Source organism: Bacteroides sp. 90-K9/2, assembly GCF_047310725.1.
Taxonomy (GTDB): domain Bacteria; phylum Bacteroidota; class Bacteroidia; order Bacteroidales; family Bacteroidaceae; genus Bacteroides; species Bacteroides vicugnae.
The window spans coordinates 1-22,649 of sequence record NZ_JBCGVL010000008.1 but is presented as its reverse complement, the minus strand read 5'-3'; the positions used below and the strand labels follow the sequence as shown (position 1 = coordinate 22,649).

13 protein-coding genes are annotated in these 22,649 nt (G+C 41.2%); 3 read left to right on the top strand and 10 right to left on the bottom strand.

Annotated features, from left to right (window positions below; translation table 11 throughout):
* Positions 1–4 precede the first annotated feature (4 nt).
* Genes AAHJ11_RS17000 through pelA form a run of 3 tightly spaced genes read left to right on the top strand, consistent with a single transcriptional unit; the run spans position 5 to position 5,505 of the window.
* Positions 5–3,037 carry an efflux RND transporter permease subunit gene (locus AAHJ11_RS17000; protein WP_217721287.1) on the top strand — a complete coding sequence of 1,011 codons (3,033 nt, stop codon included), beginning with the start codon at positions 5–7 and terminating at the stop codon, positions 3,035–3,037.
* Positions 3,034–4,377, top strand: coding sequence for a TolC family protein (locus tag AAHJ11_RS16995; protein WP_148365283.1), 1,344 nt, complete (start codon positions 3,034–3,036; stop codon positions 4,375–4,377). The genes AAHJ11_RS17000 and AAHJ11_RS16995 overlap by 4 nt, the downstream gene beginning before the upstream one ends.
* A 33-nt stretch (positions 4,378–4,410) precedes the next feature.
* Entirely contained in the window at positions 4,411–5,505 is a 1,095-nt protein-coding gene (pelA, locus tag AAHJ11_RS16990) for a pectate lyase (RefSeq protein WP_148365284.1), read from the top strand.
* Between the two features lie 151 nt (positions 5,506–5,656).
* On the opposite strand, the gene AAHJ11_RS16985 is transcribed toward pelA, so the two are convergent.
* From AAHJ11_RS16985 to AAHJ11_RS16940, 10 genes are all read right to left on the bottom strand, one after another.
* A complete protein-coding gene (locus AAHJ11_RS16985) occupies positions 5,657–7,294 on the bottom strand; it encodes a fumarate hydratase (protein ID WP_148365285.1) in 1,638 nt (545 codons plus the stop codon).
* A 132-nt stretch (positions 7,295–7,426) separates the two neighbouring features.
* Positions 7,427–9,418: a DUF4954 family protein gene (locus AAHJ11_RS16980; protein WP_148365286.1), complete on the bottom strand. Its 1,992-nt coding sequence runs from the start codon at positions 9,416–9,418 to the stop codon at positions 7,427–7,429.
* Positions 9,419–9,515: 97 nt separating this feature from the next.
* Positions 9,516–10,772, bottom strand: a complete 1,257-nt coding sequence (hflX, locus tag AAHJ11_RS16975; protein ID WP_074637991.1) for a GTPase HflX — start codon at positions 10,770–10,772, stop codon at positions 9,516–9,518.
* A 110-nt stretch (positions 10,773–10,882) separates the two neighbouring features.
* Positions 10,883–11,773, bottom strand: coding sequence for a hypothetical protein (locus AAHJ11_RS16970; RefSeq protein WP_320975109.1), 891 nt, complete (start codon positions 11,771–11,773; stop codon positions 10,883–10,885).
* 25 nt (positions 11,774–11,798) lie between these two features.
* Positions 11,799–13,403, bottom strand: a complete 1,605-nt coding sequence (locus AAHJ11_RS16965) for a RagB/SusD family nutrient uptake outer membrane protein (RefSeq protein WP_074637987.1) — start codon at positions 13,401–13,403, stop codon at positions 11,799–11,801.
* Between the two features lie 25 nt (positions 13,404–13,428).
* On the bottom strand, positions 13,429–16,428 hold the full coding sequence (locus tag AAHJ11_RS16960) for a TonB-dependent receptor (protein ID WP_320995815.1): 3,000 nt from the start codon (positions 16,426–16,428) through the stop codon (positions 13,429–13,431).
* A 445-nt stretch (positions 16,429–16,873) separates the two neighbouring features.
* On the bottom strand, positions 16,874–17,374 hold the full coding sequence (locus tag AAHJ11_RS16955; protein WP_074638015.1) for a lipid-binding protein: 501 nt from the start codon (positions 17,372–17,374) through the stop codon (positions 16,874–16,876).
* A gap of 10 nt (positions 17,375–17,384) precedes the next feature.
* Complete coding sequence (locus tag AAHJ11_RS16950; protein ID WP_074637983.1) at positions 17,385–18,077, bottom strand: BT_2262 family domain-containing protein; 693 nt, start codon at positions 18,075–18,077, stop codon at positions 17,385–17,387.
* Between the two features lie 24 nt (positions 18,078–18,101).
* Positions 18,102–19,598 carry a SusD/RagB family nutrient-binding outer membrane lipoprotein gene (locus AAHJ11_RS16945; protein ID WP_320975324.1) on the bottom strand — a complete coding sequence of 499 codons (1,497 nt, stop codon included), beginning with the start codon at positions 19,596–19,598 and terminating at the stop codon, positions 18,102–18,104.
* Positions 19,599–19,610: 12 nt separating this feature from the next.
* A partial coding sequence (locus AAHJ11_RS16940) for a SusC/RagA family TonB-linked outer membrane protein (protein WP_413579887.1) occupies positions 19,611–22,649 on the bottom strand: 3,039 nt, incomplete at its 5' end.

The window sequence follows — 22,649 nt, the reverse complement described above, 5'->3', positions numbered from 1 at the left end:
CCTTATGAATATATCCGAATTAAGTATACGTCGCCCGGTATTAGCCACAGTATTAACGATCATCATCCTCCTTTTCGGATTCATCGGATACAATTATCTGGGTGTCCGTGAGTATCCGTCGGTGGATAATCCGATCATTTCTGTCAGCTGCTCTTATCCGGGAGCTAATGCCGATGTTATCGAGAATCAAATAACCGAACCGTTGGAACAGAATATCAACGGTATTCCCGGTATCCGTTCTTTGTCTAGTGTGAGTCAGCAGGGACAAAGCCGCATCACGGTAGAATTTGAATTGTCCGTCGATCTGGAAACGGCGGCCAATGACGTACGTGACAAGGTTTCACGTGCCCAGCGTTATCTGCCCCGCGACTGTGACCCTCCGACCGTTTCAAAAGCGGACGCTGACGCCATGCCCATCCTGATGGTTGCTCTTCAAAGTGACAAGCGCACGTTATTGGAATTGAGCGAAATCGCAGATTTGACTGTAAAGGAACAATTACAGACGATTGCCGACGTTAGTAGTGTATCTATCTGGGGAGAAAAACGTTACTCCATGCGCCTTTGGCTCGACCCGGTAAAGATGGCAGGATATGGTATTACTCCTATCGATGTTAAAAATGCCGTGGACAATGAAAACGTGGAACTTCCTTCCGGTAGTATCGAAGGAAATACCACCGAACTGACTATCCGCACACTGGGATTGATGCATACTGCAGATGAATTCAATGATTTGATTATCAAAGAAGAGGATAACCGTATTGTACGTTTCAGTGATATCGGACGTGCAGAACTGGGACCCGCCGATATCAAAAGTTATATGAAAATGAACGGAGTTCCTATGGTAGGTGTCGTAGTCATTCCACAGCCGGGTGCCAACCATATTGAAATCGCGGATGCTGTATATCAACGCATGGAGCAGATGAAAAAAGATTTGCCGGAAGATGTGCACTATAATTATGGTTTTGACAACACCAAGTTTATCCGCGCATCTATCAATGAGGTTAAATCGACTGTATATGAAGCTTTTGTACTCGTAATCATCATTATCTTCCTCTTCCTGCGTGACTGGCGCGTCACATTAGTGCCTTGTATCGTAATCCCTGTCTCTCTGATCGGAGCATTCTTTGTTATGTATCTGGCAGGATTCTCCATTAATGTACTTTCCATGCTCGCCATCGTACTGTCGGTGGGGTTGGTGGTGGACGACGCCATCGTTATGACAGAAAATATTTATATCCGTATTGAAAAGGGAATGGCTCCCAAAGAAGCGGGAATAGAAGGAGCTAAAGAAATCTTCTTTGCCGTCATCTCAACGACTATCACGCTGGTTGCCGTATTCTTCCCTATCGTCTTTATGGATGGAATGACAGGACGATTGTTCCGGGAATTCAGTATCGTTATTTCGGGTTCAGTCATCATATCTTCATTTGCGGCATTGACTTTCACTCCGATGCTGGCAACGAAATTGCTTATAAAGAGGGAAAAGCAAAGTTGGTTTTATGCGAAGACCGAGCCATTCTTCGAAGGAATGAACCGGCTGTACAGCCGGTCACTTGCCGCTTTCCTCAGCAAACGCTGGATTGCTCTTCCATTTACCTTCATCACCATTTGCCTGATCGGTTTTCTATGGAATGCCATTCCCGCAGAAATGGCTCCACTTGAGGACCGTTCGCAAATCAGTATTAACACCCGGGGGGCAGAAGGTGTCACTTACGAATATATCCGGGATTACACGGAGGATATTAATCAACTGGTAGACTCTATCCTTCCCGATGCGGAAGCTGTTACCGCCCGTGTATCCAGTGGTAGCGGAAATGTACGCATCACATTGAAGGATATGCAAGACCGTAACTACACACAGATGGAAGTTGCCGAGAATATCTCGAAAGCGGTACAGAAGAAAACGATGGCACGTTCATTCGTGCAGCAGCAATCTTCTTTCGGCGGACGCCGTGGAAGTATGCCCGTCCAATACGTACTTCAAGCCACCAATCTGGAAAAATTAGAAGAAGTGCTGCCTAAATTTATGGCTAAGGTATACGAAAATCCTGTTTTCCAAATGGCGGACGTCGACTTGAAATTCAGCAAGCCGGAAGCCCGTATACAAATCAACCGTGACAAGTCCAGCATCATGGGGGTAAGCACTAAAAATATTGCTCAGACATTGCAATACGGATTGAGCGGTCAGCGTATGGGATATTTCTATATGAACGGGAAACAATATGAAATTCTGGGGGAAATCAATCGCCAGCAACGTAACAAGCCTGCCGACCTGAAAGCTATTTATGTACGTAGCAATAATGGGGATATGATTCAGCTGGATAACTTGATTGAACTGGAGAGCGGAATTGCTCCTCCAAAGTTATATCGCTACAACCGGTTTGTGTCTGCTACCATTTCCGCAGGTTTGGCGGATGGCAAAACAATCGGACAAGGTCTCGACGAAATGGACAAGATTGCCAAAGAGACACTGGATGATACCTTCCGTACTGCTCTGGCAGGAGACTCCAAGGAATATCGCGAAAGTTCTTCCAGTCTGATGTTTGCTTTCATTTTGGCAATCCTTCTGATCTACCTGATTCTGGCCGCCCAGTTTGAAAGTTTCAAAGATCCGTTGATTATTATGTTGACAGTGCCGTTGGCTATTGCCGGAGCCTTGGTATTCATGTATTTCAACAATATTACAATGAATATTTTCAGCCAGATCGGTATTATCATGCTGATCGGCCTAGTGGCAAAGAATGGTATTCTTATTGTGGAATTTGCCAATCAGAAACAGGAAGCCGGAGAGGACAAAATAAACGCTATTAAAGATGCCGCCCTGCAACGCCTACGTCCGATTCTGATGACTAGTGCTTCTACGGTCTTGGGACTTATCCCGCTGGCGTTTGCCACCGGAGAAGGTTGTAACCAACGTATTGCCATGGGTACGGCAGTTGTGGGTGGTATGGTGGTCTCCACTCTGCTCACGATGTATATTGTACCGGCTATTTACAGTTACATTTCAACTAACCGAATCAAAAAATTACAAGAATGAAACAGAAAGGAATCTGCATGAAACACATCATCTATATTACCATTGCCTGTGCTTTCTTATCAGTCTCTTTTGCTAAGGCACAACAGATACGCACCCTGAAAGATTGCCTGGAGGAGGGATTACAAAACAATTATTCTCTACGTATCGTACATAATGAAGAGCAGATCAGCAAGAATAATGCAACGCTAGGGAATGCCGGATATCTGCCTACATTGGACTTTTCTGCAGGATACACCGGAAATCTGGACAATATTGAAACAAAAGCGCGTGCTACCGGAGAGATAACAAAAAACAACGGCGTCTACGATCAGACGGTTAACGTCGGTCTTAACCTCAACTGGACTATTTTCGACGGGTTTAATATTAGTACTACATACAAACAGCTGAAAGAACTGGAGCGTCAAGGCGAAACAAATACCCGTATTGCCATTGAGGACTTTATTGCAGCCCTGACTTCGGAATATTATAATTTTATCCAGCAGAAGATCCGTCTGAAAAACTTTCATTATGCAATGTCACTTTCCAAAGAACGCTTGCGTATAGCAGAGGCCAGCCATCTGGTCGGAAAGTTTTCAGGGCTGGATTATCAGCAGGCGAAGGTGGACTTCAATGCAGACAGTGCCCAATATATCAAACAACAGGAATTGCTGCATTCTTCACGAATCCAGTTGAACGAGCTGATGGCCAACAACAATGTAAACCAAAACATTATTATCAAAGATTCCACCATCGACGTACACAGCGACTTGCAATTTGATGATTTATGGAATTCTACATTGGCAACCAATGCTTCTTTGCTAAAGGCGGATCAGAATACGGTACTTGCCCAATTGGACTACAAGAAAATAAACTCGCGCAACTATCCGTATCTCAAATTAAATACCGGATATGGATATACGTTCAACAAGTATGACATCAATGCAAACAGCAGAAGAGGTGATCTGGGCTTTAATGCCGGAATAACTGTCGGCTTCAACATATTCGACGGAAACCGACGGAGGGAAAAGAGAAATGCAAGTCTGGCTTTCAAGAATCGTCGTCTGGAACGGCAGGATCTGGAGCTAGCACTCCGTTCCGATCTCAGCAATCTATGGCAAGCCTATCGCAACAACCTTCAGTTGCTGAATCTGGAACGACAGAATCTGATAACTGCCAAGGACAACCACGATATTGCCATGGATCGTTATATACAGGGAGATCTCTCCGGTTTTGAAGTACGCGAAGCACAAAAGAGTTTGTTAGATGCAGAAGAACGCATCCTCTCCGCCGAATACAATACGAAGCTCTGCGAAATATCCCTGTTACAGATCAGTGGAAAAATTACGAAGTTTCTGGAATAAGGAAGTAGTTTCCAAACATTAAATAACAAAGCCATGAGAAAACCAAGTCTTTTCTTATTCCTACTTTTTATCCTGACAAACATCTCAGCCCAAAAAGCAGCAGATTACAGAAAACAGCAAAATTACAAAGAATGGGTACACATCGCTCCCAAATTTGACGACGATTTCTTCAAGACGGAAGAAGCTCTACGCATTGGTGACAACGTGTTACTGTATCAGCAAACCACCGGAGGCTGGCCCAAGAATATCTATATGCCGGCAGAACTGACAGAACAGGAATATAAGGCAGCATTAAAGGCCAAAGAGGATACCAACCAAAGCACAATCGACAACAACGCCACCACTACGGAAATCGAATATCTGGCACGGCTTTATCTGGCTACTCAAAAAGAAAAATATAAAGAAGGAGTTCTGAACGGCATCCAATATCTGCTCAAAGCGCAATATGAAAATGGTGGATGGCCTCAATTCTATCCACGCCCCAAAGGTTATTACATACAAATCACCTACAATGACAACGCCATGGTAAGAGTGATGAATCAGCTTCGGGAAATATACGAAAAGAAGACTCCTTACACTTTCCTGCCTGAAGATATCTGCAAACAGGCACGCAAAGCTTTTGATAAAGGCATAGAGTGTATACTCAAAACACAAGTGCGCCAAAACGGAGAATTGGCAGTATGGTGTGCGCAGCACGACCGTGTCACTCTGGAACCATGCAAAGCACGTGCTTACGAACTTCCGTCATTAAGCGGGCAGGAGTCAGACAACATTGTATTACTACTTATGTCACTCCCCAATCCATCTACAGAAGTTGTAAAATCGATAGAAGGAGCCATCAAATGGTTCCAGAAGTCTGAAATCAAAGGGCTACAGAAAGAATATTTCACTAACAGCGAAGGGAAAAAAGACTATCGTATGGTTCCTTGTGAAGACTGCCCCACTCTCTGGGCACGCTTTTATGAACTGGAAACTAACCGGCCCTTCTTCTGTGATCGTGACGGTATAAAAAAATATGATATCTCGGAAATCGGACACGAACGCCGGAATGGTTATAGTTGGTATAACAAAGATGGAAGTAAGGTGCTGAAAAGATACGAGAAATGGAAGAAAGAACAGAATAAATAATCAAAGACTGATATTTACCCTACCAAAGCGAATATCCGGAAAGTCCTTAAAATGAGAAATCCCCTTATTACACGATTGTAATGAGGGGATTTTTTAATTAAAGGCTTTTACACCGTCTTCTCAAAGTCTTATATAAACGGAGTTAAACCGATTATTTAGTACAATTCCACGGTTTCAACTGTTTGAAGAAGTCGTTACCCTTATCATCTACCAGAATAAATGCAGGGAAGTTTTCCACTTCAATCTTCCAGATAGCTTCCATACCCAATTCCGGATATTCCACACACTCGATGCTCTTGATGTTGTTCTGTGCAAGGATAGCTGCCGGACCTCCGATAGAACCAAGGTAGAAACCACCATATTTCTTACAAGCATCTGTCACTTGCTGGCTACGGTTACCTTTTGCCAACATTACCATGCTACCGCCATGACTTTGGAACAGTTCGACATAAGAGTCCATACGTCCTGCTGTAGTAGGACCCATAGAACCACAAGCCATACCTTCCGGAGTTTTTGCCGGACCTGCATAATAAATAGGATGATCCTTAATATACTGTGGCAAGTCTTCGCCGCGATCCAAACGTTCTTTCAGTTTAGCATGAGCAATGTCACGACCTACGATGATCGTTCCGTTCAATGACAGACGGGTAGCTACCGGATATTTAGTCAGTTCTTTCAGGATTTCCGACATCGGACGGTTCAGGTCGATCTTTACCACATCACCTTCACCTGCCTGACGCAGTTCTACAGGAATAAGCTCACCCGGATTTGAATCCAGTTTCTCAATCCAGATACCTTCCTTATTGATTTTACATTTGATGTTACGGTCGGCAGAGCAAGATACTCCCAAACCTACCGGACAAGAAGCACCGTGACGAGGCAAACGGATGATACGTACGTCATGAGCAAGATATTTACCTCCGAATTGCGCGCCCAATCCAATTTTATGAGCTTCTGCCAAAACTTCTTTTTCCAGTTCGATGTCGCGGAATGCACGGCCATATTCGTTTCCGGTAGTCGGCAGATTGTCATAGAAATGAGTAGAAGCCAGCTTCACTGTCAACAGGTTCTTTTCAGCAGAAGTACCTCCGATAACGAAAGCGATATGATAAGGAGGACAAGCGGCTGTTCCCAATGTTTTCATCTTTTCAACCAGGAACGGAACCAGTGTACCGGGATTCAGGATTGCTTTTGTTTCCTGATACAAATATGTCTTGTTGGCAGATCCACCGCCTTTTGTTACGCAAAGGAACTCATACTCCATGCCTTCGGTAGCTTCGATGTCAATCTGTGCGGGGAGGTTACATTTGGTATTTACCTCATCGTACATATTCAGAGGCGCATTCTGTGAGTAACGCAGGTTCTCTTCAGTATATGTTTTATATACACCCAGCGAAAGAGCCTCTTCGTCAGAATATCCAGTCCATACCTGTTGTCCTTTTTCACCGTGGATAATAGCAGTACCAGTGTCCTGACAGAAAGGAAGTACACCTTTTGAAGCAACTTCCGCATTGCGCAGGAAAGTCAGTGCCACATACTTATCGTTTTCACTTGCTTCCGGATCACTCAGAATCTTAGCAACTTGTTCGTTGTGTGAACGACGAAGCATGAATGACACATCACGAAAAGCTGCATTAGCCATCACAGTCAAACCTTCTTTCTCAATTTTCAGGATGGGATTTCCTTCAAACTCGCTTACTGATACATAGTCTTTTGTAAGCAGATAATACTCAGTTGTATCTTTTCCCTTCTCAAACATGGGCTGATACTTAAACGGAGGTGTTGCCATAAGTTTCTTATTTTATTACGTAATTGTTAGTTAGTGTGGCAAAGGTAGTATATAAATTAAAAATTAAAGATTAAAAATTAAAGATTAAAACATAATTAACGGAGGAACTCTCCCGTTTATCATTTGCTTATTTTATTCTTGTATGCTTTCGATACGTCTAATAAGTTCGTTTCCAAGAGCTGTTTTATCTTCAATATGTTTCAAGACGGCAGTCACAAAAGTATTGCTTTCGAAATCACCGCGTACTTGCTCAAAATCCTGCTTCATTTCGTCGTGGGAGCCGTCAGCACCAAATCCGGTCATGGAAGACAACGAGAATTCTTTCTTGGCATCCTCATATACCATCTTATCCAATCCGACAACAGCTTGCTGCCATGCTTTCACGATACCGATGATATCTTGTGCTGTAATCGTTTCCGGATCCAGACCGTAGAATTCCTGAATCTTATGATAAGCCCATGTCCATTCATAGGTATAATAGTTCTCATGCATTTCTGCAAAGCTTGCATTGATGGATTTCAAACGATTGACCGTTCCCTTCTCTATCCCATCCAGCAATCGGTCGATCTCACTCTTGGGAGCAATCAGTCCGGAAACATCCACCCACTCCCCAATTCCGATTTCCGTATCAGGTTTCAGTCGTTGACGGATTTCTTCATTGCTCTGGAAGTTGATGCCTTCCAACCGCTTAATGATGGAGTTTCCCAAGAACTTGTGAATTGCGATTTCATAAAAACGAATTCCATTGTTCAGAGAGGAGTTCTTGATTTTAGCACTCTGGTAGGAGTAAATCTCTGAAGTTTCACCGGACACACGTTTCAATTCTTTCAAAATGGAACGTCCTTTAAACATTTTCTGAATGGTATAAGGACTCAACAGATTATAATTGATATAATCCAGCCGGTTCGGATCCTTTCGATTATCACGCTTCGGCCATTTCTGTGCATCACGAATGGTACCTACACTTCTTAAGTTAACTCCCGGAACCAGATAAGTGGTATTCCGCTGCTCTATCAGGTAAGAGAAAGGAAGATTGGAAGTATCGGCATGATTAACATGACGTCCCATTACCAAAGAGAAGGCCCCAACACGTGCCGGCCACAGGATATATGAATCGGAAGTGGTTTTCGCTCCTCTTTCCATCGTTCCCTGATGGATAGGCCCTAACTTATACATGTGATTACTCTGATTGGACCCCGAACCCGCATTCATAAACGAGAACATACCGGCAATCAATAAAGTAGATTTATGGTGTGTCACTGTAAAAGGACCTGCAAAAATAGCACATGCCTCACCGTTCTCTCCCTGACAATTACTGAAAAACAAAGAATCGGAAGCAGAATAATTGTGTCCCAGCTTGCAGGACTGACCGACGAAGCAACGAGTCAGCATCGTGCCGTCATCCACTTTAGAGCCGGAAGAGATAATGAAGTCATCACAGATTACACCGTGTCCGATATGAACAGGTGCCGTCACGTTACTGTTGATGCTGCCATTGGATAAGCGGCAAGTTCCACAGATATGGCAGTAATCTCCAATCCGGACATTCTTGATCGAGCCCGTATTGAGAATCATCACATGATTGCCAATACTGCCGACAGCAGAAGCATGTTTGTTGGAATAATAATCCGCAATAGATTTCATGCGGTTAATCAGTTCGGGACGATGGCGGTACAGTGCAAGTATATATGCCTGATGTGCCGACAGTTTGTCGTTCATCAACACTTCACGACCTCCCGTTTCATTCAAGACTGCCACTTCCACCCCATTACCGAAAGTGCTCAACCCATCCACTAAGATAATATCTACATTCTCAATGAAGGTATCACTGCCAATTTCGTAATTAGCAATATAGTTCTGGATATTCTCAATACAACAGTTATCGCCCACCGATACATTATGCAACGTCACATGACGTAATCCCGAATGTTTCTTGATTCCCCCCGGCAATGTAAATTCTGCTTCGAATACTCCCAGTTTCACTTCACCCGAGAAACGGGTATGATGGACGTACTCACAATTAAACCCCTCTGCCACTGATACATTTCCCCAATCATCAGCCAGACACGACTGACTCTTCAACTGAAGTACCTCATCTTCAGTCAATCTACGATAGTCTTTCATTTTTAATAATGTGTTAATGTGCCCATATGCCAATGCGCCAATTCCGATGCAGTACACGCAGCCAGTTGGCACATCAGTACATAAGCATATTGATTAATTATTCCTCTTCTTCGTAGGTCTGATAAAGAAAATCGTTATAGGGATATTTCTGAACGTGTAATTCTTTCACTCGCTGATAAACTACATTTTTCAGTTCGTCTATATTGATTCGTTCGCGGGCGGAAATAAAGAGGCAGTTGTCCTCCATCTTTGCCATCCACGTCTTCATCAGTTCTTCGAGTGTTAAGTTTTCCTTTGTTCGGGGGGTAAGGTCGTCCGGCGCTTTCTCCACGTAGGTGTAAGCGTCTATTTTGTTAAATACAAGTATCATAGGTTTGCCACTGCCACCAATCTCTGCCAGTGTTTTGTTCACCACTTCAATCTGTTCCTCAAATCCGGGGTGGGAAATATCGACTACGTGTACAAGCAGATCCGCTTCACGCACCTCATCCAGCGTTGATTTGAAAGATTCTACCAGATCGGTAGGCAACTTACGAATAAACCCTACCGTATCCGACAACAGGAACGGTAGATTATCGATAATCACTTTGCGTACAGTGGTATCCAACGTTGCGAACAGCTTGTTTTCTGCAAACACTTCGCTCTTTGCGAGAAGGTTCATCATGGTTGATTTTCCCACATTGGTATAACCAACCAGTGCAACACGTATCATACGTCCGCGGTTCTTACGCTGGGTAGCTTTCTGTTTGTCAATGTCTGCCAGACGTTCTTTCAGCAATGACATACGGTTCAGGATGATACGGCGGTCCATCTCGAGCTGTGTTTCACCCGGACCACGAAGTCCCACGGAACCTTTACCACCACCGGCACCGGAACCACCTCCCTGGCGTTCCAAGTGAGTCCAGAGTCGCTGCAAACGTGGCAACATATATTTATACTGTGCCAGTTCTACCTGTGTCTTCGCATTGGCAGTCTGTGCACGCATGGCAAATATATCAAGAATCAGTGAAGTACGGTCCAGTATCTTCACTTTCAGTTCAGCTTCAATATTACGAATCTGTTTCGCAGAAAGTTCGTCATCAAAGATGACCATTCCTACTTCACGTTCTGCTTCCTCTTCGTCATGGATATATTGTCTGATTTCCTCCAACTTTCCCTTTCCGACATAAGTCACAGAGTTAGCCGTCGGTAACTTCTGCGTAAATCGTTTCACAACTTCCGCCCCAGCCGTCTCGGCAAGGAAAGCCAGTTCATCCAGATACTCGTTTGTCTTACGCTCATCCTGCGTTTGTGTGATGAGTCCTACAAGCACTGCTGTTTCTACTTTGGCTTCGGATATTACAAATTCTTTCATTCTTTACTTTTATTATATATAATAATGTGGGCGCAAATATAACAAAAAAAAAGAGGACAATGTTTTATTGTCCTCTTTTTCGTATCATTCAGGATTTAAAATATCCTATATTATTCCTCCATTACACCCGCTATATCATAATCGAGAGTTGCCGTTACACCTTCCACTTCATTTTTCACAACATCATTCTCATAATAGAAGACATCATAAGTAAAGACATATGCGCCTTTGCTTGTTTTCTCTGCAGATTTCACATTCATGTAATAAGGTGCTTTTGTAGTCTTATCCACTACACCGGTGTTAATCTTCTCCGGATTATAAGCATCACCTACAGATAACATACCTGCGACATCATAATTCTCATCCAACAGGAACTGTAAATGCCCTGTAGCTGTAGATGCCGTTCCGGCAGCAGAATAAAGAGCTTTGATTCTGAATAATTGATTTCCATCCTCATCTTCATAGTCGGAAGCAAACTCAAGAGGTGCTAAAATTCCACCATCATACCAGCCAGCTTCCAACACAACAGGCTGATCTATCTTTACCCAAGCATAGTCCTTAGACACAGATACAACCGTTGAAGAAGTTCCGGATGCATAAGGATGATCTTTTCCTTCTCCCAGTGATAGTGTCAACTTATAAACTTCTTGAAATTTGCATTTATCGCTAAGTTTCAATTCCACAGTTGCTTTAGATTCACCTTTTGCAAATAAAAACTCAGTCGGAACTGCTGTAAATTTCACTCCATCTATTTCCGAGCAGGATTTTACAGTTACAGGAACAGATACCGCTTCTTTCGTATTCACGCGATTCAACGTCAGTTGATATGTATCCTCATCCGGGTGTACTACAATTGAAGTCGTAGCAGCAGTAAAGTTTGCACCCAAAGCATTTTCATCAGCCTGCGGGCTCGTCACTTCAGTATCTTCATAGTCGCTACAGCTTACAAGAGACAAAGCCGGAACGATTAATAAATATAATAAGAACTTATTTAGTTTCATATGATTCAAATTATTAATAGAATTATTACTTATCCTCTACAGGTTTCGGAGTCGTTGATGTTGGATTCTGATCGGCTGCTGACAAAGCCTGGTTTGCCTGAATTTCAGCTTGAGGAATAGGCCACAACAAAATCGGATCAGTCGGTGCAATATTAAATATCATATTATCGTTCGGGAATCCTCCTTTACGGCGGTCAACCCCCTTATTCAAACGCATCAAATCGAACCAGTTCAGACCTTCCCCCCAAAGTTCAATACGACGTTGCAAAAATACTTCCTCCTGAATATCAGAGTTGTTAACTACATATTTTTCATTACGATATTTCGTAACAAAATCGGTCAAAGTCTTCTTGCCATCTTGTCCGGACATCGCTTCTGCTTCCGCCTTAATAAGATACATCTCTTCAACACGCATTAAAGGAATATCATTCGCATTAATAGAAGTCTCAAGAACATTATTATAAGGAGCAAACTTCACTTGAGTATAAGCCTTATAACCGTAAGCAGTTACCATTGCCTGCTGCGATGCAGATAAATTAGCAGATCTTAAGTCTCCACCTAACCACCAGCCTTTTCTAACATCAGTATTTGGTATCTGTTCATATAAATCTTTGTTAATCTGAAGTCCACCGGAGAAATTAGCATAACCGAAATTTAAAGATCCCATGTGAGACGGCCAGTTTACAATACCGGAAGATACAATTTCATCCGTTTCATTGACAATGATTCCCCACATCCAGTTCTTTTCACTAACAGTCCAGAACGTAGGCTTATTAACATCCGTCATTCCAGCCGGACTAATGCCCTCATTGGCAGCTGCTTCTATTGCATTACCTGCAGCAATGGCTGCCTGTGCATATTCATGCATAGACAAGTAAACACGAGCCTGTAATCCGTAAGCAACGGCAAGGCTGATATAGCGTTTGTCCTTTCTTTCTTCGCCTGCACTCTCTGCTTTTTTAAGCAAATCTACAGCAGTAGTCAAGTCTGTTGTAATCTGTGTATATACATCTTGAACAGTAGAGCGAGGACAACCGTTATCAGCAGCAGCTTCCATATTTTTATCAGTAATCAACGGTACGCAAGGTTTACTTTCGTTACCCTTATAGTTGAATTGGAAAAGTTGTGCCAATACCCAATATGAAAAAGCACGTGCTCCTAATCCTTGTGATAAAAAGTATTGTTCCGTCGCATCCGATGTAGCAGCATCAATCTCCTTGGCTACATTATTGGCCGCATAAATAATGGCATACATATCATTCCATACGATCTGACATTCGAGTGATGTCTGCGAACGGTCAGTATAATCAAGTTCACCTGTCATCCAGTTGTATCCGTTATCGTCACTTACAACATCATTGCCATTTACATCTGTAAACAACATGACACTAGGATAACCAAAGTCATTATGACGTTCAAGCTGTAACGCACCTTTATTCGGTGTCATCAGACTAAATTGTGCAAAAATTGCATTAACGCGTGCCTCTACCTTGGTAGGGTCTATCTTCCCAATCTCATCTTTCTGATTCGAAGTTACGACATTACCTTCCGGCAATGTATCCATGTCTTCGCAACCTGTGAAAGCAAAAGAAGATAATAAAAGAGAAGCAAAAATATATTTTGTTTTCATATTAAGTTCTTGATTTGTAGTTCAATTAAAATGTAAGACTAATACCTCCCGAAATCGTACGAATAGGAGTATAAAGTGCTGTTGTAGCCGAAATATAGCTCTGACGCGGGTCAAGACCTTTGCGTGCAGAGATCAAAGCAACATTATCAGCCGTGAAATATACACGTACTTTGTCAAGCATGACTTTCTTCACCAGTTGTTGCGGCAAAGTATATCCTACAGTAATATTGTTGATACTCAAATAGTCAGAGCTTGTCAACCAACGAGTGGATGCAGAGTTTGTATACTTATCATTTGCATTCAGACGAGGAATATTGGAAGTCGGATTTTCCGGTGTCCAGGCATTGTATATGTCTTTGTGCCAGTTCCATCCTGCGCTGCTTGAAGCACCTCCGTGCATCAGACGTCTGTAACCGGTATCATAGATTTTACCGCCCAACTGATAAGACAACTGAATAGAAGCGTCGAATCCGTAAGCTTCAAGTGTTGTTCCCAAACCACCGTAGACAGTAGGCATCATATCATCAGTAGCTACTTTATAATTTTCAGCTGTTGAATATTCCGGTGTTTTAATTGCATTGCCATTATCATCCTTTGCCCAGTACAAGGCTTCTCCGGTTTTTTCATCCACGCCTGCGTAATCAACCAGATACATACGATACATAGATTCTCCCTCTTCATAGATACGGTCACTATCAATCAGTTTTCCGTTCAAGTCAGGATGCAGTTTATTAATCTTATTCTTAACGAATGTTGCATTCAGGTTCACACTCCAATTAAATTTCTTATTGGCCATGATCTGATAATTCAAATCAATTTCAACACCAGAGTTTGTCATAGAACCAACATTCATCGGAACTGCTGTATATCCCAAGCTACCGGCTGTCGGTCTATTGTAAAGCATATCTTTTGATTTGCGACCAAAGTATTCAATACTACCATTCAACTTATTGTTGAACAGACCAAAATCGGCACCGATATTATATGAAGTAGAAGTTTCCCAAGTAATATCCGGGTTACCTTTATATAATAATGTACCATCAGCAAATGTACCATTAGCACCAGTCATCTTATATTGATCCAACCAAGGATAGTAGTTCTTTTCCAAAAGAACGCCCGGGTAAAGAATATCATCATTACCCTGCTGACCGAAAGAGGCTTTCAGTTTCAACATATTCACCCATGTAATATCTTCCATGAAGCTTTCACGAGTCAACATCCATGCCACACTTGCAGACCAGAAGTTACCCCAACGGTTCTCCGGAGCAAAACGGGAAGAAGCATCACGACGATAAGAAACATTTCCAAAATAGGTATCATTATATGAATAGTTCACACGGCCAAAGAAACCTTTTGTTGAGTACAAGTCTTTTTTACCACCTATCGTGAATTTATCAATCACATTACCCAAATAGAAGCTTTCCGGATTGTACAGATTCTGACCACTACCTTCCAACAGTGTATATTCATAGGAATAACCATCATAACCGGCTGTTACATCGAAGTGATGCACATCTTTAAGTGCAAACTGATAATTTGCAACATACTGCTGGTCAAATCCATAAGTACGAATAGCAGCCTGATAAGCAGTACCACCATAAGAAGCAGACTGTCCCATATATGCATTACCCATTTCATTTTGACGGGTATTGTCGATATTCAAACCGTAGCGTGCAGATATTGTCAAACCTGTGATAGGAGTTATCTCTGCAAACCAGTTAGCGTTTATTACATCACTCAAATATTCTCTTTTATTATAAATCAAGTCACCGGAAGGATTTGCGATTGACATAAAAGAACGAGAAAAGTTGGTACTCTGTCCGTCTCCATAGTCATACACCTTACGCCCATTGTTCAACATGATCTGCTTATCAGCACCGCGAACATACAAAGGATAGATAGGTGCCATATTGTTTGCTATGTAAAAGGCATTTCCTGAAGAAGCGGTAGCATTTGCATCCTGATCTCCCGGGTAACGGCTCTCTGTATTGACATAGCTAACATTAGCTCCAATTTTCAACCAGCTATACAGCTTATAGTCTCCTTTAAAACGACCATTAAGACGTTTAAAACCTGAACCGGATATGACTCCCTGGTCGTCCAGATATCCGAAAGCGAAATAATAAGTTCCTTTGTCGCTACCACCGGCTGCACTCAAATTATATTCCTGACGAAGATTATTCTGGAAAGTTTCATCTGCCCAGTTATCCGGAGTATAGTAATATTGACCGTCAGAATAACCTAAAGTAGCATTCGGATTCAGTTTACCATTAGAGCCAACCAATAACTCACCCGGAGCCGTTGTATATACTTGATATCCCAAACCACCGGAAGCTCCAGACGGAAGAATCTTATTCGCCCTGATATTAGCGTCTTCAGGAGAGTATCCCAAACTTATCTGAGAATTATAAATTGACTGATAGGCAGTTTCAATATAATTTTTCGGGCTAGTCATTACATCATATGTCTTAATTGCCCGTGAGTTAACACCCCATTTTGCATCGAAATTAATGCGAGCTTTACCGGAAGTACCTTTTTTAGTAGTAATCATAATGATACCATTGGCACCACGAGCGCCGTACAATGCAGTAGAAGCAGCATCTTTTAATACTGTCATCGTTTCAATATCAGCAGAGTTTATAGAAGACAATTCTCCGTCATAGGGAACTCCATCCACTACATATAAAGGTTCCATACCTGCATTGATTGAACCAACACCACGGATACGAACTTTTGCAGACTCTCCTGGCTGACCATTATCACTCAAAATCTGTACACCGGCTACTGCACCAGCCAACGCATTAGATACATTGGAAACCTGACGCTTTTCAATCTTATCAGCTTTCATCACGGAAGCAGATCCGGTAAAAGTACCTTTGGTAGAAGTACCGTAAGCTGTAACAATCACCTCATCAAGCACCTCTGTATCGGATTTTAAGACGATTTTCAGTTTAGGTTTAATAGCCACTTCTTGTGTTTGCATTCCGATATACGAAATCTGCAAAGTCTTTGCAGAACTAATAATTTTGTAATATATTGAATGCTAAACAGTTATCATTCACGCAAACACGTGAAAAAAAAAGTATTATTTGATTAATAATGAACTAGATATTTAATTAACAGCTGATTACAAGAAAAAACGCGAACAGTTCATTTTGCATATGTGATACTATTTCTCTACCCAAATAACACACAATGAGTTAATAATCAGGTAAATAATAGTTTAACTAAAAATATTTATATAGGGTAAGTAGTATCTTGCTGTTTTCAGGCATCTTCATTTGTATATAATTAGTCAGATATTAGTAAACCTCTCAATAAAAATGTAGTTTGCTCTTTTTATTCTAGTGGAGATAAACCTCTTGTAAATATTGCAAAACTTTTTCTCCTTATATATTTAATGATTATGAGATATAAAAGGCCACTCCGAAATTCGAAGTAGCCTTTTATATGATTGTACGGTTTTCTAATTAGAAATCGTCAGCAGGAAATCCAGTACGACGGAATCCGGAAACTTTATAAGTTAATCCATTTTCATCGTCATCAAACTGTACCATGTATACAATACTATCAGCAGGCATACCACTAGGAGTTGTCGCTGCATTCTCTAATACTTTCCCATCACTGATCTTTACTTTAGATTCATAAATAACATTGTTCACAAAATCAGGAGTTGAGAAAGTCCGCTCGGCATAGTTCACATTCACTTTCAATTTATACTCCCAAAAATTATTTAAATCATCCAACCACATTTCAGTATTACTGTTGCTAGCGGTATTATAAGTACTCATTTGTATATGTCCGGCACCATATGGGTCTTCTACTTCTTCTCCATCAATTATTGCATTCACTGTAACCCACCAGTCACCAGCCATTTTTTCAATAGCAGTACCACCTGGTTCTGTGTCGTCATCACATGCCACAACTGTAAAAGCCAGTGAAGCCAAAAGCAATATCATATATTTCTTCATAATCATATTTTTATTTTTTTACTATAATATCAAAAGATAATTGACCGGCATAATCGATGCTCCATCTCAAAGTTCCTGTTGCAGGATCCAACGATGTATTAGTCATTTGATCCATAGAGTCTCCCCAGCCTGCAACATAACTTTCTATAGGAGTAATGGTATTGTCTTCATTTAATTCAAATTTTCCAACCATTGCATAATCTGGTCCGTAGCCTGTACGCTGATCATACCAGCCTCCCAAGAAATCCGTGATATAAAATATTCCCGGTTCTATTTGAAATATTACAATCTCATATCCACTAAAAGCCACAACTGAAGGAACTGTCCGTTTGCTTCCTTCAGCCAAAGTATAAATCCCGGACTGTAGTGGAGAAGGAGTGTTATCTGCTACATATACTGTTCTCGTAAAGGTTTTGGCAAAACCATCTTCATTATATGCCGCATACACTAAGTTATAAATACCCGGGGTATTTACATCAACATTTCCTTTTATCTCTACGGATGATGTGATATCTTCCCCATTCATTTCTGCGTAGTATCCAGGCTCTACATAAGGTTGCCCTTTTTCTAAAACAATCTTTGTGTCACCCAGTCTTTCTAACGTTACGAAGTAGGTAACCTTGGAGGTATCATCCGTTGATTTGTCGCAAGACCCGAAGACAAACGACAAACATATCAATATGCTATATGCTATTTTTTTCATATGTAAAACTTGCTAAGTTATTTTTTATTTGATATCCCACCAGATAGGAGTACTTCCCGGTACTCCTGCAGGAGTATTTGCATTCTGTTGACGTGCACTTAACGGATAAGTCATCCGTTTCATCAGCCCGCCTGCTTCCAGCCCATTGGTCCATGGTGCAACTAAATCTCCCGGAGTGTATATCGATTCATTAGCTTGTATCTGTGCTGCCGAATAAGAAGATAGTTGCGGACAATCTGTGCGTCGGATCTCACTCCATGCTTCCATGTGGTCCATATAGAAAAGAGAAACCCATTTCTGCATATAAATCAAATTCAGTTTTTCAACTGATGTGGAAGCTGTAGACCATGCACATGCTCCCTCTAAGATAGTGTTCTCTTGTCCTGTAAATCCGCGAACAGCAAAATCAGCAGTTACCCCTGCTTCATATGCACTTTTCGCATTTGCGTCATCATTCAGAAAGCGAATATAAACTTCTGCTATTAAGAATTGTAATTCAGCCTGAGTAAAAAAGTAAACAGGTTTTGTTGGACCGATGGAATAATCAATAGCACTTACATTTTTATTTTTCCAATTATCAGTACCCAATATGCTTTGCATATGTGTTTTTCCTCCAGGAAGTTGTCCGACATATTTTCCATCTGCATCCGTTTTGTTAATACCATAGGCAATACGTGGGTCTCCTGTACTATTCAAATAAGAAATCAGCGGATATGCAGCGCAATGATTACCCGTCAATCCTACTGCATTTGTATTATACCATGGATTACGTTTGTCTGTTTCATCTACAAAGCAGTCTAATTTAACATCTCCGGTAAAGAATTCATTGTTTTGTACCAGATTTTTCACTTTCTCTGTGTAAGAGGCAACGTCTATATTGGCATCAATGAAACGTAGATACATACGAAGACGGAGAGCATTGGCAAATCCTTTCCATTGAGCAAGATCCTTATTGAACACCAAATCCGGTACGTCCATACCACTTCCATCCAAGGCTGACTCTGCTGCATCCATTTCATCCAATACGCCTCTATATACAGTTTCGCCATTATCCCATTTGGGTGTTGCATTGGCATTCCCTTGCAAGGCTTCAGAATAAGGCGAGTCGCTTGTATTGTCTACCATTATTTGAAAAGCGTACGCTCTCAAGATAGTGGTGGCAAAACGGTCTGCCGGATTGGTCGTCTTTTCCAAAACCTGTTTGGCATCTTCTAAAGCACCTGCAAACAAGATTCTATATGAATAGTCCATTTGCTGTGATGATTCTGTAAAAGTGTACTCACATAAAGTATTGTATTGGTTCGCTTCCGGCTTTTGTTCATAGTATTGGGCGAAAAAGCCTGCATAATTATAAATTTCTCCTCCTACTGCCGAAGCGATAGAAGCACTAATGGAAGGGAATATCAAGTCGGCTGTTACCTGATCGTTCATCGGATAGTTCGGGTCGTTGTTGATATCCAAGTCGCAACTTGTAAATAATGCCGTTGTTGCCAATGATGCATATAATAATATTTTCTTCATATTTATTCCTGTTTAAAATTTAACCATTAAGTTGAAACCGAAACGGCGTGAGCTAGGATTAGCTGTGTATTCTCCATAGTTACCTTCAAGATCATTGCCAAATGAAGTCATTTCGGGATCAATAAATGTATTGCTGGATGGGGTCCAGATGAATAAGTTATTACCATATGCGGAAACTTTCACTGCCTGAAAAGGTGTTTTGGCCAGCCATCTTTTTGGCAAATCCCAACCTAATACTACAGAGCGAAGTTTTACATACGATTTATCTACAAGGAAGCAACTTCCCAGATCGGAACCTCCGTCGCCCCAGTATTTATAAATATTAGAACTGGTAATGGGCGTTGTATTTTCTACGTAAGTAATTTGATCTCCATTTACAATCTTATTTACAGAGTTTGGCACAATAAAAGGATTTCGATCGTTATAAGTAGTCTGGATTGCATTACCTGTAAAATAATTAATATCTTTGGTACGTGAATACATGACTCCACCCTGACGGATATCAAAGTCAATACCCAAGCTTAAACCTTTGTATCTCAATGTTGTAGAAACGCCCATTTGATATTTATTATTCATATCTCCACAGATTCCGAACTCACCAGCTTCAACAGGTAGACCTGTTGAAGAGTTGACAACAACTCGTCCTTGAGGGTCGCGTTCAGCTACTTGCGCTTTGAATACTCCGACAGGCATTCCTGTAATAGCGTACATACTAGTTCCCCCATTTAATCCATAAATATTTGTAATACCACCCAGTTCTTCAGGCAAACTGATTACTTTACTCCAGTTCTTTGTAAAGTTCCATGTTAGTTCCCAACTAAAATCTTTAGTTCTGATCGGAGTTCCACTAATTAACAATTCTATACCACGATTTCGTATCTTACCTAAGTTCATGTTTTGCGCTGTATAGCCTGAAGCCGGATCCATGGCTAAAGAAAAAATCTGTTTGTCAGTATTACGATTATAATAAGAAACATCGAAAGACAAGCGATTTTTGAAGAAAGCCATATTTAAACCGATTTCAGCCTCTGTCGTCATTTCCGGACTTAGTGTATTACTACCTAAAATGTTACCTGCCGAATAAGCATTGACACCTCCTAACGGGAAGGTGAGGTATCCAAAAGGTATTCTATTTGAAGATTGTGCATATACAGGATTAACCATATACACATCAGCATCATTACCGGTTTTACCCCAGCTGGCACGTATTTTACCAAAAGAAATGATATTGCTTAAATCACTATTTAATAATTCGCTGAAAATGAAACTGCCGGTAAAACCCGGATAGAAGAAACTGCGGTTCCCTTTCGGAAGAGTAGAAGACCAGTCGTTACGAGCTGTAACTGTCAGATACAGCATGTTTTTCCAAGAACCTTCAAACTGTCCGAACACACCCATCAGACGTCTAAGTTCCAAATGTTGTTCAACAATTGGAGTTTTACCAGAATTCTTCAAGTTAAACCATGTCGGGATAGTCAAATCGTTTACCTCCGAATATTGGTAAGAGACTTTACGCTCATTTCCATTGAATCCGACTAACGCATTGATATTAAAATCACTGATCGGCATATTGAAATTAACCATAATATCTTGATTAATTTCACGACGCCGGGTTATCTGTTCTGTATATTGTCCTGTCTCACCAGAGAATGGACTACTGGAACCTTGTCCTTCTCCGTTGGGTGTTCCTTCGTAATAAAGAGCATATAAATTAGGTTTTCCTTTATCGCTCTGGCCGGTTGTAGTATCCAATCCCATACGATATGTGAATTTGAAATATTTCAAGAATTCATAATCTAATTGGAATTTGCCATAAAATCTTTCAGATTCATATTCGTTCAAATAATTTTCCAGAATATAATATGGATTCATCACGCCATAAGGAGTATAATAATAGCCCGGAGTGTTAAACGGATCATTCTGGTCTTCCAGCCCTATAATACTGACATCGCGTGGTGATTGATAGAGGGAGTTCAGCATAGAGAGCCCTTGCCCCGTAGTAGCAAACTTATTTTTCTGATAGGCATAGTTTAATGAAGAAGAAAATGTTAATGCGCCTACCTTATGGCTGCCACGTGCGGAAAAGGTATATTTGTCATAACTGTCAGCGTCTGTTGGAATCATACCATCGTCGCTAATTTGAGAGAAAGAAACATAATAATCACTTTTGTCTGTTGCTCCATTAAATGAAAGGCTATTGCTATACCTGAACCCGGCATCAAAAAAGTCTTTAATGTTGTCAGGCATTGCTACATAAGGCTTCAACTTTTGCGAGTTATTATACACATTTCCCCATAATTGCATTGAACCATCAAAACGAGGTCCCCAAGAACCATTTTCCAACTCCGTATGGTTACCGTTCCATCCCATACCAAATTCATTCTGAAATTCCGGTAAACGTAAAATTGTAGACCATTGTACACCGCCATTGTACTCAATACCAACACCTTTATTCTTTCGTCCACTTTTCGTTGTGATCATGACTACACCATTTGCAGCACGACTACCATATAAAGCAGTTGCTGCCGCACCTTTTAGAATTGTCATGTTTGCCACATCATCCGGATTAATAGCGTTTGCTCCATTACCAAAATCATATCCGCTGTTCAAACCATCTGTAGAATATACTGTAGAGTTATTCAATGGTACACCATCCACTACATATAATGGTTGATTTGTACCCGATAGTGAACTAACACCACGAATAATTACAGAATTTGAAGAACCAGGATCTGATGAAGTACTGGAAATCTGAACCCCCGCAATTTTACCTGCTAAACTTGACATAACATCGGAAGTACGACTCTCCGCAATTTTGTCACCTCCCACAGAAGTCGCAGCATACCCTAATGCTTTTTCGGAGCGTTTAATACCCATTGCTGTAACAACAACTTCATCAATTTGCTGGGCATCAGACCTAAGTACTACCTTTAAATTAGATTTGATAGCTACTTCTTGAGTCTGCATACCAATGTACGAAATCTGCAAAGTCTTTGCAGAACTTGGTACGTTCGACAAATTAAAATTACCATCTACATCTGTGATTGTACC

What these genes read in the sequence shown, in the direction of transcription:
- AAHJ11_RS17000 (WP_217721287.1), top strand. Translation starts at nt 5, where the DNA reads ATGAATATATCCGAATTAAGTATACGTCGCCCGGTATTAGCCACAGTA.
- AAHJ11_RS16995 (WP_148365283.1), top strand. Translation starts at nt 3,034, where the DNA reads ATGAAACAGAAAGGAATCTGCATGAAACACATCATCTATATTACCATT.
- pelA (WP_148365284.1), top strand. Translation starts at nt 4,411, where the DNA reads ATGAGAAAACCAAGTCTTTTCTTATTCCTACTTTTTATCCTGACAAAC.
- AAHJ11_RS16985 (WP_148365285.1), bottom strand. Translation starts at nt 7,294, where the DNA reads ATGGCAACACCTCCGTTTAAGTATCAGCCCATGTTTGAGAAGGGAAAA.
- AAHJ11_RS16980 (WP_148365286.1), bottom strand. Translation starts at nt 9,418, where the DNA reads ATGAAAGACTATCGTAGATTGACTGAAGATGAGGTACTTCAGTTGAAG.
- hflX (WP_074637991.1), bottom strand. Translation starts at nt 10,772, where the DNA reads ATGAAAGAATTTGTAATATCCGAAGCCAAAGTAGAAACAGCAGTGCTT.
- AAHJ11_RS16970 (WP_320975109.1), bottom strand. Translation starts at nt 11,773, where the DNA reads ATGAAACTAAATAAGTTCTTATTATATTTATTAATCGTTCCGGCTTTG.
- AAHJ11_RS16965 (WP_074637987.1), bottom strand. Translation starts at nt 13,403, where the DNA reads ATGAAAACAAAATATATTTTTGCTTCTCTTTTATTATCTTCTTTTGCT.
- AAHJ11_RS16955 (WP_074638015.1), bottom strand. Translation starts at nt 17,374, where the DNA reads ATGAAGAAATATATGATATTGCTTTTGGCTTCACTGGCTTTTACAGTT.
- AAHJ11_RS16950 (WP_074637983.1), bottom strand. Translation starts at nt 18,077, where the DNA reads ATGAAAAAAATAGCATATAGCATATTGATATGTTTGTCGTTTGTCTTC.
- AAHJ11_RS16945 (WP_320975324.1), bottom strand. Translation starts at nt 19,598, where the DNA reads ATGAAGAAAATATTATTATATGCATCATTGGCAACAACGGCATTATTT.